The sequence below is a fragment of the Micromonospora taraxaci genome, assembly GCF_007830095.1.
GTDB classification, from domain to species: Bacteria; Actinomycetota; Actinomycetes; order Mycobacteriales; family Micromonosporaceae; genus Micromonospora; species Micromonospora taraxaci.
The window spans coordinates 4748911-4762969 of sequence record NZ_VIWZ01000001.1 but is presented as its reverse complement, the minus strand read 5'-3'; the positions used below and the strand labels follow the sequence as shown (position 1 = coordinate 4762969).

The 14059-nt window shown below is 68.2% G+C and carries 12 protein-coding genes and 1 tRNA gene; 7 read left to right on the top strand and 6 right to left on the bottom strand.

All coding sequences use genetic code 11. The features are described from left to right. The first annotated feature begins 19 nt into the window (after positions 1 to 19). From FHU34_RS21500 to FHU34_RS21485, 4 genes are all read left to right on the top strand, one after another. On the top strand, positions 20 to 1225 hold the full coding sequence (locus tag FHU34_RS21500) for an MFS transporter (protein ID WP_208745055.1): 1206 nt from the start codon (positions 20 to 22) through the stop codon (positions 1223 to 1225). Between the two features lie 65 nt (positions 1226 to 1290). After that, positions 1291 to 1418, top strand: a tRNA-OTHER gene (locus FHU34_RS33070). Positions 1419 to 1473: 55 nt separating this feature from the next. Beyond that, positions 1474 to 3633, top strand: coding sequence for a TerD family protein (locus FHU34_RS21490; protein ID WP_145783361.1), 2160 nt, complete (start codon positions 1474 to 1476; stop codon positions 3631 to 3633). A gap of 332 nt (positions 3634 to 3965) precedes the next feature. Continuing rightward, entirely contained in the window at positions 3966 to 5195 is a 1230-nt protein-coding gene (locus FHU34_RS21485; RefSeq protein WP_145783359.1) for a trypsin-like serine peptidase, read from the top strand. A gap of 121 nt (positions 5196 to 5316) precedes the next feature. Here the strand turns inward: FHU34_RS21485 and zwf are convergent, their stop codons facing one another. Next, on the bottom strand, positions 5317 to 6810 hold the full coding sequence (gene zwf / locus FHU34_RS21480) for a glucose-6-phosphate dehydrogenase (RefSeq protein WP_145783357.1): 1494 nt from the start codon (positions 6808 to 6810) through the stop codon (positions 5317 to 5319). A gap of 523 nt (positions 6811 to 7333) precedes the next feature. Here zwf and FHU34_RS21475 point away from each other — a divergent pair. Further along, entirely contained in the window at positions 7334 to 7657 is a 324-nt protein-coding gene (locus tag FHU34_RS21475; RefSeq protein ID WP_145783355.1) for a hypothetical protein, read from the top strand. Between the two features lie 68 nt (positions 7658 to 7725). On the opposite strand, the gene FHU34_RS21470 is transcribed toward FHU34_RS21475, so the two are convergent. The 5 genes from FHU34_RS21470 to FHU34_RS21445 form a co-directional block, all read right to left on the bottom strand. Further along, positions 7726 to 8715 (bottom strand): hypothetical protein, encoded by a 990-nt coding sequence (locus FHU34_RS21470; protein ID WP_145783353.1) that lies wholly within the window; start codon positions 8713 to 8715, stop codon positions 7726 to 7728. 97 nt (positions 8716 to 8812) lie between these two features. Continuing rightward, the gene (locus tag FHU34_RS21465) at positions 8813 to 10006 is read right to left on the bottom strand and encodes a WD40 repeat domain-containing protein (RefSeq protein WP_208745054.1); all 1194 of its coding nucleotides are present in this window, start codon (positions 10004 to 10006) and stop codon (positions 8813 to 8815) included. 169 nt (positions 10007 to 10175) lie between these two features. Further along, positions 10176 to 10664: a S1 RNA-binding domain-containing protein gene (locus tag FHU34_RS21460; RefSeq protein ID WP_167524868.1), complete on the bottom strand. Its 489-nt coding sequence runs from the start codon at positions 10662 to 10664 to the stop codon at positions 10176 to 10178. Between the two features lie 327 nt (positions 10665 to 10991). Beyond that, complete coding sequence (locus FHU34_RS21450; RefSeq protein WP_208745053.1) at positions 10992 to 11936, bottom strand: PhzF family phenazine biosynthesis protein; 945 nt, start codon at positions 11934 to 11936, stop codon at positions 10992 to 10994. 45 nt (positions 11937 to 11981) lie between these two features. Continuing rightward, the gene (locus FHU34_RS21445; protein ID WP_244311779.1) at positions 11982 to 12269 is read right to left on the bottom strand and encodes a winged helix-turn-helix transcriptional regulator; all 288 of its coding nucleotides are present in this window, start codon (positions 12267 to 12269) and stop codon (positions 11982 to 11984) included. Positions 12270 to 12415: 146 nt separating this feature from the next. Between FHU34_RS21445 and FHU34_RS21440 the strand changes: the two genes are divergently transcribed. Beyond that, positions 12416 to 13420: an NAD(P)H-dependent flavin oxidoreductase gene (locus tag FHU34_RS21440; protein WP_145783347.1), complete on the top strand. Its 1005-nt coding sequence runs from the start codon at positions 12416 to 12418 to the stop codon at positions 13418 to 13420. Continuing rightward, positions 13420 to 14058, top strand: a complete 639-nt coding sequence (locus FHU34_RS21435; RefSeq protein WP_145783345.1) for an HAD-IA family hydrolase — start codon at positions 13420 to 13422, stop codon at positions 14056 to 14058. Before FHU34_RS21440 ends, FHU34_RS21435 begins: the two co-directional genes overlap by 1 nt. The last annotated feature ends 1 nt before the right edge of the window (position 14059 follow it).

Here is a 14059-nt window from a genome sequence, read left to right as displayed (position 1 = left end):
GGGAATTAGCGTCATCTGGGTGACCGGATACCGGCAGGTGCTCGCGGTGCCAGGGATGGCACCGCTGCTGGGCGTCTCGCTGATCGCCCGCACCGCGATAACCGCAGACGTGATGGCGCTGACCCTCTTCGTCGTCCTCGGCCTGAAGTTGAACTACGCGGCGGCGGGTGGTGTGGCGGCGGCCCTGACCGCCGGAGTGGCGCTGGGCGGGCCGCTGCTCGGTCGCATGATCGACTCACGGGGCCTGCGCCTCGTCCTGCTGGTGACCGTCACCGTGCAGGTCGTGTTCTGGCTGAGCGTGCCGGTCCTGCCGTACGGGCTCCTGCTGGTCGCCAGCTTCGTGGCGGGCCTGCTGATGGTGCCGGCCCAGGCGCTGAGCAGACAGGCGATCGCCGCGATGACGACGCCGGAGCAGCGCCGGGCGGCGTTCGCGCTGGAATCGGTGCAGGGCGAGCTGTCGTACATCGTGGGGCCTGCGGTGGTGATTTTGGGCGCGGCCACGGTGTCCCCCGAGGTGGTGGCGTGGGGTGTCGGCATCGCCATCCTGGCCGGCGGCGTCGGCATCGCCGTGCTCAACCCGCCCCTGCACGCCGAGGGCGAGGCGGCCGCCGCCGCGGCGGAACGCCCCCCACGGAGGCAGTGGCTGAGCGCCACGATGATCGCCGCCTTGATCATGGCGTTCGGGACGACGACACTGCTCAGTGGCGTCGACCTCGCCATCGTCGCCACGTTGCGGGAGGCAGGTCAGGTGTCGTGGGCCGCCGTTGTGGTCGTGGTGTTCGGCGTGTCGTCCGTCATCGGCGGACTGATCTACGGCGCGCTGAACCGACCACTGCCGACCTGGTTGCTGCTCGGCCTGCTCGGGCTCGTGACGATTCCCGCCGGGCTGGCCCACGACTGGCCCTGGCTGTGTGTGGCCGTCGTCGGTAGCGGGCTACTCACCGCGCCGACCCTTGGCAGGGTGGCCGACGCGGTGAGCCGGCTGGCGCCACCCGCTGTGCGGGGTGAGGTCATAGGTCTCCAGTCGTCGGCGCAGAGCGCAGGGTTCGCGCTCGGATCCCCGCTCGTCGGCGTGGCGATCGACCTCTCCGCGCCGGCGGGCGGTTTCGCGGCGGCCGGGCTTGCCGGCCTCACCGCCGCGGTGACCGGATATCTCCTGGCCCGCCGCTCGCCCGCACGGACGGCGGTGCCCCATCACGCCGGTCCGGCCGGTCTCGGATATTGAAGCCCGCCTGACGACTTGGAAACGGAATAGCCAGGCCGGACCGGCCGGTGCGATGATCGACATCTGGGTCGCTAGCTCAATGGCTAGAGCATTCGACTGAGTAGCGCGTCCGCTCCCCGCTTGCGCGGTGATGGGTGCGCTTCCTTCTCCTAGTTGGATCGAAGGGTTCGGGGTTCGAGTCCCCGGCGACCCACTGTGCCGCGGCTGCGGGGCGGCACTGCCGGAGTTGACCGGGAATGGGGAACCACGTGCTCGAAAAGCTGATTATCCAGAAGACCCTGCGCGTGCCGGCCAGCGCTGGCGCGGCTGGCGATAGCACGGTGGTGGCCCGACAACTGGACGTGGCACTCCTCGATGTCGGGTTCTCGGCGTCGCGGGCTCTGCTGGAACACATCGGTGCCCTGGCCCCCGCGCCGGCGATGGACCTGGCAGCCATGGTGGTCTCCGCGGTGCGCGAACTGGTCGGCGACCATGTCCGACACAACGCCTATTTCATCGGCTTCCCTGATGACGTGCCGGACACCACCGAGTTCTGGACGGATCGGCTGCGGGCGGCCGTGTTCGTCGGTGGAGGCACGGCAACCGACGAGCAGCTGCGGGACGCCGTCGCCTCGGGTGCGGTGAACCTGCTGGAGCTGCCGGCTTATGGGACCTACCAGCACACCTATGCCGAGCTGTTGGCCGTGCACGACGAGCTGGTCACCGCAGCCGGTGACCGGGTGACCTTGCTGCGCCTCGGTGACGCCGTCGACGTGGAGGCAACGCGGCTGTATCTGGCCCTGGCCGGTAGCAACACGCCGCTTGGCGAAGCGGACCTCGCGATCCTCAGCGAGCTCGCGGTCGCCTGCGTGGACGCGGTGCAGCCGGCCGCGATCCCGGTACGGGAGAACCGTGCCGTGCTCAACGGGACCCGGCTCGTCCTCGGCCGGCCGCTGGTCGGTGTGGACACGACAACCGACGTGCTGCGCCTCGCCTGCCAGGTCTCGGGCGGGGACGCATCGCTCGTGACACCCACGCGATTCCGCGCCTTCCGACGCCCCGAGCGGAGAGGGCTTCTCGCCGCGCTGAACGATGTCGTCGGCGCGAGTCCCGCCAAGCTCGGCGATGTCGTGCGCTACGCGGAGCGGTGGAAGCGGCTCGGGGAGCGGCTGCATCCGCACGAGTACGACCAGTGGCCGCACGCGCAGGCGGTGTTCGAGGTTGCGCGTGGCGAGCGACGGGTATGCAACCTCGCCGGTCGCGCGGAGGCGGCGATCCGCGCCGGAGCCATCAGTTCGGCCACCTCGGTGCTGTCTGCGGCGCCGGGCCTGCTCCTGCGATCTGCGGACCGGCTGCTGCGGCTGGCGTCGCAGCCGGAGCGAACCGCTGTCGTCGACGCAGTCACCGGTGCGCTCAGCTCAGCGTCGGGCCGAGTGCTGCTCTCGCTGCGGGAGCATGTCGACAACCGGCTGACACCCGCGTCGGCCCGGATGTACGCGAGCCGCTCGCGCAGCGCGTGGGTAGGTCCCGACGAGCGGCCGCCGCTGCCGGCCGAGCTGGTGGCCGAGCTGTCGTCGCTGCTCGACACCGAGATCAGCGCTCGACTACCTCAGCAGGATCGGCCGCTGCTGGTGGACCCGGAGGTGCTCGACGTGGCACTGCCGCTGTCCGGCAAGGCAGCAGAGGGCGGCTTCGCGGTCCTGCCCAGGGGCTCGCGGGCATCCGTGTCCGGTGAGCTGCTGCGCTTCTTCATGTACTGGCGGCAGGCAAGTCGTCGCACCGACTACGACCTGTCGGTGCTGCTGCTCGATGACGAGTTCCACGATGCAGGCCAGGTGTCGTGGACGAACTACCACCACAACGGCGTGGTGCATTCCGGCGACATCACCGAGGCGACGAACGGTGCAACCGAGTTCATCGACATGCCCCTGACGAGCGGCGGGCACTATGTCGTTCCGCAGGTCTACATCTACGCGGGCGAGTCGTTCGACGAGGTCGCCGAGTCGATGTTCGGGTACCAGACCCGCACACAGGACCAGCGCGGTGCTCCATTTGACGCACGGACGGTCCGGGCGCGTTCGCACCTGCGCGGCCAGGGTCGGATAGCGCTGCCGATGGTGTTCGCCGGGAGCGAGGCCGGCTGGCAGGCCGTCTGGCTTCACCTGTATCTGCGGGGTACGCCGTCATTCAACCGGGTGGAGGACAACACGTTCACCACGGCCGACCGGGTACGAGCACTGATGGAGCGGCGCTACCTCACCATCGCTTACCTTGTCGACCGATGGCGCGCAAAGACCGAGGTGTTGACGTGGGACGGTCGGCTCCCGGACGAGCCGGTCACGTTCATCGGCGTTCACACGCCCGAGGACCTGCCGGACGGGTCGGAGGCGTATACACTGGATCGACTCAGTGAGCTGATCCCTGAGTGAGCGGCGACAGCCGAGGCCATGCAGGCGCTTCCTTCTATTCCCGTTCAACTCGGGAACCTCCGCGCGAGCGGAGGATGCGGTAATTCCAGCTCCTGCGCTTTCCTCGGCTCTCGCGGCGAACCACAGGAATCCTGGCCTCACCCTTGCCTGCGCCATCGTCCGCTGGTGAGGGCCTTCAGTGCCAGCGAGGCCGAACATCAGGGCGCATCGCCACGGCAGATGAAGCGGCCCTGCACGCAGCTATGACATAGATGAGATTACATGTCCTGCGTGATCTCAGGTATGAAGACCGAAGGCACGTCTCGGTGCTGATTCCTGAGAAGGAGCGACAGATGAAACATGCTCTGCGCCGCCTACGAACGGGCGCAGTCGCGCTCGCTGCCTGCACACTCGGGCTGAGCCTCCTGTCGGTACCCGCCGCCGAGGCGTACTCGGTCGCCCCTGTCGCGCCACAATCCCAGCGGGCACCGGAATCGCACCAGTTCTCGGCAGAGGGTGTGACCACGATCGGTGAACTCCGCACCGTCGACAGCTCCCTGTCCGCCGCCCCCAACGGGGGGACGCAGATCATTCACCACCCGGGCGCCACCTACGTCAAGGTCCACTTCAGCTCACTGCGACTGGCTGAAGGCGACTACGTCACCGTGTCGAGCCGCGATGGCAAGGAGAGCTACCGGTACGACCGCCACCTGAACCGGGCGACCGGTTCGGACTACACCACCGACGGACAGCCGGGTTTCTGGGCGATGTCGGTGGAGGGCGACACCGCCGTGGTGACAGTGCACAGCAGCCGCCCCTCACGTGGCAGCGCCGCCACCATTGACCGGTTCTGGCGCGGATACGACCGCATGGAGATCGCCGCGCACAACTTCTCCACCCAGTCCGTGTGCAGCACCGACGCCCGCCGGGACGTGGTCTGCTACCAGAACAGCCACCCCACCGAGTACGCCCGGGGCAGGGCGGTGGCGCGGCTGCTGATCAGCGGCGGCGGACTGTGCACCACCTGGCGGGTCGGTAACACCAACCGGATGCTGACGAACAAGCACTGCTTCGAGACGCAGTCCGCCGTGAGCGGCAGCGAGATGCAGTTCAACTACCAGTGCGCCACCTGCGGCGGTGGGAATCCCGGTGCCGGCACCAAGGTCAGCGGTGCCACCCTCTACAAGGTGAGCAGCGGTGGCTCCAGCCAGCTGGACTATGCCCTGTTCTCGGTGAACAACTTCGCCGCCATCCAGGGATTCGGCACGCTGTACCTGGCAACTGCCGCCACCAGCAACGGCACCCGGATCTATATCCCCGGGCACGGCGACGGCAGCGCGAAGCGGCTGTCGATCTTCGAGGACACCCAGAACGGCGCGACCTGCGCCGTCCGGAACGCGAACTACAACACCTGGAACATCAGTTACAGCTGTGACACCTCCGGCGGCAACTCGGGTTCACCCGTGCTGAACGCCAGCCACCGTGCGATCGCCCTGCACCACCTCGGCGGTTGTCCGTCGAACCAGGGCGCGAAGGCACACCTGATCTACAACGAGATCGCCAGCCTGATCGACAACGGCTGAGACGGTGGGCCGCCGACGCGCTCTGCGCCTTGGCGGCCCATCGGCATCCTCGTCGCTCCACCTCGGCCACGCCGACCAAGAGATCGAGCTCAGCAGCGCGGACACCCTCGTTGTGACAGGGTCACGCGGAGTTGCGCCACTTGCGGCCGTTGCGCCCGATGAGCCGGTCGGCGTCGGTCGGGCCCCAGGAGGCGGCCTCGTAGGTGGGGATCGGCGAGTGGTCCTTCTCCCAGTTGTCGATGATCGGGTCGACGATCCGCCAGCACTGCTGCACCTCGTCGCTGCGGATGAACAGCGACGCGTCACCGATCAGCGCGTCCAGGAGCAGACGCTCGTACGCCTCCGGGGACTCCTCGACGAACGTCTGGTCGTAGGAGAACTCCATCGTGGCGGTGCGGACCCGGAAGGAGTGGCCCGGCACTTTGGCACCGAAGCGCAGCGAGATGCCCTCGTTCGGCTGGATCCGCAGGATCAGTGCGTCAGCGTCGAGGCCGGTGAGCTGGTCGGTCGGGATCGGCAGGTGCGGCGGACGCTGGAACTGCAGTGCCACCTCGGTGAGCCGGGCCGGTAGGCGCTTGCCGGTGCGGACGTAGAACGGCACCCCGGCCCAGCGCCAGTTGTCGACGTTGAGCCGCATGGCGGCGTAGGTCTCGGTCCGCGACAGGGGGTCGACGCCGGCTTCCTCGCGGTAGCCGGCCATCAGGTCCTCGCGGGTACCGCCCCTGGTGTACTGTCCCCGGACCGCGGCCTCGGCGATGTCCCGGTCGGTGGGGAGCCGGATCGCCTGCAGCAGCTTCACCTTCTCGTTGCGCAGGCCTTCAGCCTCGAAGGAGGCCGGTGGCTCCATCAGTGCCAGCGCGAGGACCTGGAGCACGTGGTTCTGCACGATGTCCCGCATCGCGCCGGCGTCCTCGTAGAAACCGCCGCGGCTGCCGACGCCAAGGGTCTCGGCGACGGTGATCTGCACGTGGTCGACCCAGGAGCGATCCCAGATGGGTTGGAAGATCGAGTTCGCGAAGCGCAGCGCCAGCACGTTCTGGACGGTGTCCTTGCCCAGGTAGTGATCAATGCGGAAGACCTGGTGCTCGTCGAACGCGTTGTGCACGACCCCGTCGAGCTCGCGGGCCGTGACCAGGTCGCGCCCGTACGGCTTCTCGATGACCAGGCGGGAGAAGGAGCCTTCGCGGGGCTGGTTGAGCCCGACGCCGGCCAGTCCGTTGATCACCGGCTCGAAGGCCCCGGCCGGGGTGGACAGGTAGAAGAGCCGGTTGCCGGAGGTGCCCCGCTGTGCGTCCAGCTCGTCGAGGGTCTCCACGAGTCGCTTGTAGGTCTCCGGGTCGTCGTAGCCGCCGGCCACGTACCGCACGCTGCCCTGGAGTTGGCGCTTGCTGGTGAGGGTGCGTTCGCCGAGGGCGCTCTCGGCGAACTGCTCGTTGGTCATCGGCGTGCGCGCGACACCGACCAGCGCGAACTGGTCCGGGAGCCGCTCGTGCCGAGCCAGACTCTCGACTGCGGGCAGCAGCTTGCGCCGGGTCAGGTCACCGGAGGCGCCGAAGATCACCAGCGTGGCCGGCGGGGCACTCCGCTCCTGAATGAGCTGAGATGCGTTGTCCATGGTCTGCGTTCCTCCGGGCACAAGGGGTCTGGGGGTGGGGGTGCCGTGCTGTCAGGCCAGGAATTGTGCGGCTATGGCGGTCGTGTCCGGGGGCCACGCGGCATGGCCCGTTGGTCGCGGAGCTTGAGCGTCGCATGGCTGGTGGGTGGGAGCGGCGTCGACGTCGGTGGGCTTCCGGGAAGCCACCGGGAATCCTCGGCAGGCCGACGTCGCGGGGGCCGGAGCCGAGTCGTCGGACGCAGGGCTTTTGCTTCCCTCGATCCCGTTACTGCGGAGGGGCGTCCGGTGTCCCATCCGGCGATCAACGGCAGCGTGGGATGGCAGAGCAACCACTCGAGCGTGGGCCCCGGAGTAGAGCGTCGCCACAAGGGTCTCACCGGCACACCGTACCGGGACAAGAGCGCGTGGGCGGGCGTGCCGGGCCCGCGGCGGTGATCTGGGCCGGTCGACCTACCGCAGCTATTCGCATCTGCCGCCTTGTGCTCGCCTGGGCAGATACGACACCCACTCCTAGGATGCCGCTGTGAGTAGCGACTTTGGTTTCTGGAAGCGCGGCACGGGTGATCCTGCGGAGATCTTCGACAGGCTTGCGGAGGGTGACACCAGCGACCTGGCCTCAGACCCCGGTGTGAAGCGGTTCCGGGACGGGCTGCTTGTTCGCTGGGCGGACATCGAGGACGTACTGGAGCCCTCGACGTTCGACCTGGAGGACAGTCCGGACGATGCACTGACGTATGTGCTTCTGACGCTGTCTGTCCGCCAGCTCGACTATCTGCCAGAGATTCTGTCCATGGCGAAGGACAACGGTCTCGTCGGATTCAGCGGCGTGGCCGGCGAGCCCATCTAGTGGCTGCTTCGGCTCAAGGCTCGGGACCGTGCCGTTTCGGAGGCCGGGAAGCCATGAAGCGAGCCGCGTCACTGCATAGCGGTGGCCGGGGGATGGTCGAATGATTCGGGGCACTGGAAGGTGTACAGGGAGTAGCAGCGCCCGATCTGCACGCCGACGATGTCTGGCGACGCGGTCGGGTCCTCCTCGGACGGGCGCCAGCTGCAGTGCATGCCGTTCCAGTCGCCCGAGCCCGCGGTGAAGATCAAGGTCATCGTGGTGCCGCAGGCCGCGCAATCCATCGGGTACGGATCGGTCAGTGACCAGTTCGCGTACCCGCCGACCTTCCATCCCGGTGCCAGCGACAAGTCGCTCTGATAGTGGGGACGGCTCTCGTCTTCGTCGTCATCCCAGGCGTCGATTCGCTCGCATAGGTCGTCGGGGAGCAGATCGGCGTATTGGTACTCGCGGACCTGCTCGGGGTGCACCACGCACGGAATCGGCAGGTACATGTCGCTGATCACCGACGGCTCAGGAGGTGCTACGAGCAGCGGGCCGACGGTGGAACTGTCGCGCCATTGGAGAAAGACGCGAGGGCTGTAGTGCCGGTCCGAGTGGTCTACCGGGCACCACAGCACCTGGAGCAGGTCGGTGCCGTCCGGACCGGCGTAGTCCGGGATGTCGTGTCGGTACAGCTGCGCGACCGGGACCAAAGGGATGGGATCCTCGATCAGGTCGTCCAGGTTGAGAGCGTCGGCCGCGTCGAGCTCGGCGCGCTCCTCCACGGTCAAGAAGTCCCCGCCCGGCAGCCGGCCCCGGGCTTCTGCGGCCGCGAGGATCTCCCGCCTGCGGTGCAGGGCGGCCGGGGTGGTCAGGTTGTATGGCTCGTGCGCCCCGGCGTCGTCGCAGACCGGCCATACCTCGTCGGCCGGCCACAGCAGCGGCCCGCCGACCGAGCTGTCCATGACGGTCGGAGCGCCGGGGCGGGGATGCAGGCGGGTAGCCGTGCGGGAATGCTCCCGCAGTTCGGGGAAGAGCGCGGTGATGTCCAGGGGGCGCGGAGGCGTGGTGCGGACCATAGAAGTGAATCTTATGGCCCTCGTGCCGTTCCCGAATCCCGTGCCGTGCCCTACAGCTACGGCCCTGGCTGCCCAGACAGCAACGGTGCGATCGGGGTCAGGCGCGCCTGTTCATGGCAGCCTGGATCTTCAGCCACGACGGGTCGCTGTCTGACGTGTCGGTGACTGTTCCCAGCTCGCCGGGCTGCCAGGTCTGGTTTCCGTCGGTGAGATCAAGGTCGTCCAAGTCGGTGGCCAGCGCCTCGGAGGTGCCGGCAAGGAACTCGGTTACCGCGGCCGTTGATGCCTGAGCCGGGGTGGCCCGTCCCCCCGACAGCACCAGAAGCGTGCCGTCGTGGCCGGCAACGACCAGTTCGCCTGTCGCGGTGGCCGTCAGAGCGGTCACCCCAGCTCCTGCCAAGACCTCGTGCTCGGTCACCTGTTTCCCGTCGATCTCGATCTCGATGACGGCGCCTCCTGGCGTTCCGAAGCAGAGAGCACCCGGAGATGGCCCGAACGCGACGTTGTGGCGTGACCAGGCGTTCATGCTGTCCAGCCACTCCTGCGGGTACGGGTACCCCGGGCTGGGGTCTCCGAGTGTCAGGACGAGAACGCGGCGCAGCGAAGGAAACTCGAACACCTCCAGCGAGTTGTCGTACGCGTTGCCCCGTACCGCGAAATGCCGCCCGTCCGGGCTGAAGACAGGTGTCTCGTAGCCGTCGCAGTCGAGGATCAACGCCCGCCGCATCGGCCGCAGCACCGGCTCGGTGTCTCGGGAGAAGAGCACCAGCGTGGCACCTTGATCACTCTCCAGGGTGGCCACGAGGCCACCGCCCGGATACACCGCAACTCCGGTGTCCCATCGTGGGCCGATGACGGTTGCGCCGGAAATGGGGTCGAGCGTGATGGACGACTCCCAGCCGTCCTCTCCGCCGCCGGGTGACAACCAGAGCCTTTGACCGTCCGGACTGAACGCCACGTCCCGTGGGTACTCGATCGGTGGCATCCCGCCGATCGCGGTGATACCCGAAGGTGCCCAGCGAGTGATGCAGTCGCGGTCCGCTACCACCAACTGCGGCTCACTCGGATGCCAGGCAGCAGAGGGTGTCCGTTGGAACCGGTGATTGCCGGCGGAGTGGTAGCCGGCCGAATCCGCACCGACACCGCCAATCTCACGCAGCCGCCCGACCGCGAACTCCCAGATCCGGATCGCCGGGCGATCGGCGTCCCAACCGGCTATCAACGGCAGCCTGGGGTGGCAGAGCAACCGCTCGATCGTGGCTCCGGAGCGCATCTGGGCCAGGGTTTCCACCGGCACACCGTACCGGGGACAAGAGCGCACAGGCGGGCGTGCCTGACCGGCGGCTGTGACGTTGAACCTGCCGGCCTACCGCAGCTATTAGCATCTACGGCCCCGATTGGGAGTGGGGGTCCCGCTGATGTCGACGATGTCAGGTCGGGTCGCGCTTGTGCGTCACCAATCAACGCGTCAACGCGGGCTCCAGACGCACTCGGCGCCCCGGCCGGTCCACCTCGACGATCGTGACGGTGACGATCTCTCCGATTGCTGGCTCCCGGGTCAGAACTGACTCGTGAAGCAGACCAGCGATGCCCGGCGCGACGCGGACGAAAACACCGAACGGCACCACTTTGACGACCGGCCCGGACAATACCTCACCAACCCGGTCCGCGAACCGGACCAACGGATCCTCGTGCAACGCCTTCAACGACAGCTGCACCTGTCCACGAGTGTCATCGCAGTCGAGCACCTCGGCGCGGATCTGCTCGCCTGCGTGCACCACATCTTCGGGATCTGAGAAGTAGTCCCAGGTCAGCTCCGGAATTCGAATGAACCCCGTGCCGCGCGAACTGGTCGGCTCCCCTTCGAGACGCACGAAGACGCCGAAGTTATGGATCTCTGAGATGACTCCGCGCACCACCGTGCCGCGTTTCGGTTCACGTACAGACACGGCAGAACTGTATAGCCAAGGCAGCGGTCTGTGGCTCCGCGGCGGGTCCTTCCGGGCCGGGCCACGATCCACCCGGGATCTATGGATACGGCGGTTACGCCCCGGCACTACTGACCCGGTCCGCATGGAACTTGCGGGGGCCGCAGAACAGTGCGGAGCATGGCGGGCCAACCCGTCGGGTTTGGCTGCATACCTCAAGTTGGGATCATCCTCGCGCGCTGGCAAACTACCTGGCCCGCGGCTTTGCGCTAGTCGAAGGTCGCGATGAGAAACGGCTCCGGGGTGCCAGTCCTGGATAGGAGCGCTGGCGGCGGATGGGCGGTGGTGCTAAGGACCATGCGGGGCGCTGAGGCCAACCACTCCGCCGATTCTGGCGACGATGCCGTCTGCGGTGCGTGTCGCGCTGGCGGACACCGATGATGGGCTCTGCAGTCCGTCGCCCTGGTGGATTTCGATCGTGCCGCTGCCGGTTGTGTCGAGCAGGTGTGCGGCGAGGCAGCCGACACTGTTGGCGTTCGCGATGTCCTCGTCGACGCCGATCGCCGGGGCGAACATCCGGGCGGCGCCCGTTCCTGCGGTCGGCGAGAGCGCGTAGGCGAAGCAGCCGAGATAACCCAGTCGCCGACACTCGGTTGCCAGCCGATCGTAGTCGGGCTGTATGGACAGCAGCGTCCGGCGATCCCGGACGGGGACGAGGAGTCGTGGCGTGCCGGGTGAGGCGACCCGTACGTCGGCGGCGATGTCCGTTCGTTCCAGGCCGAGGGCGGCGATGATGCCATCTCCGGTCGCGTCACCGCCGTCCGGTAGGGCGATGACGCCTTGGTCGAACCAGACCTCGATGCCGTCGCGGCGCCGAATGGCGGTCGTGGCGAAGGTGCGGCCTGCGGTGAACTGCCGGCCGCGGTGCTCGGTGCCGCCGCTGCGCTGCAGCAGGACGGCCTGCGCCGCGATGATTCCATGTCCGCAGTTCGTGAGTTCCCCGGCGCTGGTGAAGAACCGCACCCTGGGAACATCCGCTGCACTGGTGTCGACGAACGCGGTGTGGGAGGTGCCGGCCCTCCGGGCGATCGCGTGCCGTTCGTCGTCGGTGAGCACGGCATCGTCGATCACGACTGTGGTGGGGCTGCCGCCTCCTCCATGGCGGGTGCAGGCGTTCACCACCGACACTGATGGGCCGGCCATCAGGTGGCCGTGACGTCGGCGAAGCGGAAAGCACCGGGCGCTGGGATGCGAGCCATGACCAACCTCCGAATGCTTCGGATTCAGAAGCACGGTAGCGACTCTGTTCGCGAAGCGCCAGGGTCGGCGTTCCGCGATTCAGGCCCTGTCGTCCGCGTTCAGGGCTGAGGCCCAGGTGTCGGACCAGCGAACGAGCGGGCGCAGGGCCTGGTAGGCGCCGCGGCCGAGGTCGGTGAGTGTGTAGGCCGTGTCCGGCTGCTGGGCGACGAGGTGGGCGTCGACCAGTTCGGTCAGCCGTTGCCGTAGGACGCTGGATGACATGTTGTCGCAGCGCTGCTGCAGCGCGCGGAAGCCGACCGGCCCATGGTGCAACTCCCAGACGATGCGCAGGTTCCAGCGACGCCCGAACAGGTCGAGGGCGGCCATGAGGGGTCGTCCGGTACTCGATCCGCGTACCGGCTGGCCCGGCCTGGGTGCCGTCATCGCCTGTGCCGCCCCTCTTGATGCTTCGATATCCGATACAGTACCGTCCGGTGGAATGATTCGATTCCCGAAGCGATCGGGGCAGCTTCGTGAGGCGATTACGCACTGTCCTGTGTGACCGGTTTGGCATCGATCTGCCAATCATCCAGGCGCCCGTGGGTTCCGCCGCCGTACCGGAACTGGTGGCGGCGGTGTCGGAGGCGGGCGGTCTTGGCATGCTGGCGTTGACGTGGCAGAGCCCCGATCAGGCACGGCAGAGCATCCGGCATACCCGGGAGCTCACCACCCGGCCGTTCGGCGCGAACCTGGTTCTCGACTTCCCGGTGGACGATGTGCTCACTGTGTGCCTGGAGGAGAAGCTGCCGATCATTTCCACCTTCTGGGGCGACCCGTCGCCGGTACACGGCCGGATCCAGCAGGCCGGTGCTCTGCACCTGCACACGATCGGTGACCTCGCCGAGGCCGTGCACGCCGTCACGGCCGGCGTGGACGTCGTGGTGGCTCAAGGGTGGGAGGCCGGCGGTCACGTCCGCGGCGGCACGACCACCATGTCCCTGGTGCCGGCCGTCGTCGACGCGGTCGGGCCGGTACCGGTGGTGGCTGCGGGAGGAATCGCGGACGGGCGCGGCGTCGCGGCGGTGCTCGCGCTCGGCGCCCAGGCCGCCATGCTGGGCACCCGCTTCCTCGCCGCTGATGAAGCAGCCACCCATGAGGTGTACCGGCAGCACTTGATCGCGGCCACCGGAGCGGACGCCGTGCACACCCTCTGCTTCGACGGCGGATGGCCGAACGCCCCGCATCGGGCACTGCGCAACACGACAGTGCGGCGTTGGCAGGCGGCCGGCTCGCCGCCTGCTCCACTGCGGCCCGGCGAGGGTGATGTCGTCGCCGCTGACGCGTCTGGCGAGGAGCATCCTCGATACGAGGACCTGATGCCGCTGCCCGGGATGACCGGTGACCTGGCCGCCATGGCCCTGTACGCGGGCCAGTCCGTGAGCCTCGTCCACGACGTCCTGCCTGCTGCCCGCCTGCTCCACGACATCGCCGGTCAGGCCGCCGCCACCATCGACCTGCTGCAGAGCCCGGCGGCGTGATGCCCTTTCCGTCCGCGGTGTTGTTCGACGTCGACGGCGTGCTCGTCGACTCCTATCCGGCATACCGCCGGATCTGGAGCCGGTGGGCGACGCTGCGCCACCTCGACCCGGACCTCGTCTGGTCCCATACCCACGGCCGCCGGCCCGTCGACACCATCACGGTGGTGGCCCCGCACCTCGACGCTGACACCGAGTACCGGCTCGTCCGAGAAATCATGGCGGCCGAAGGCGACGCCTTCCCCGTCTACCCCGATGCCGCTGCCGTGTTGAGCCTGCTCGACGGCCACCTGTGGGGTGTTGTCACGTCGGGCCGGAGGCCGACCGTGATGCAGCGGCTGCGCGCGGGCGGGCTGCCGGATCCACCCGTTCTGGTGGACAGCAGCCAGGTCCGGCGCGGCAAGCCGGGCCCCGAAGGCTATCTGCGCGCGGCGCACCTTCTCGAGACCCCTGCAGCGAACTGCCTTGTGGTCGAGGACGCCCCCGCCGGCATCGAAGCAGCCCGGGCTGCCGGCATGACGGTCATCGCCGTCCGCACCACACACGCTGTCCATGAGCTGACCGCCGCACACCACTGTGTCGACACCCTCAGCGACACGGTCCCCCTCTTGACGGACTGGCTGAACAGGAATCGGACATGAA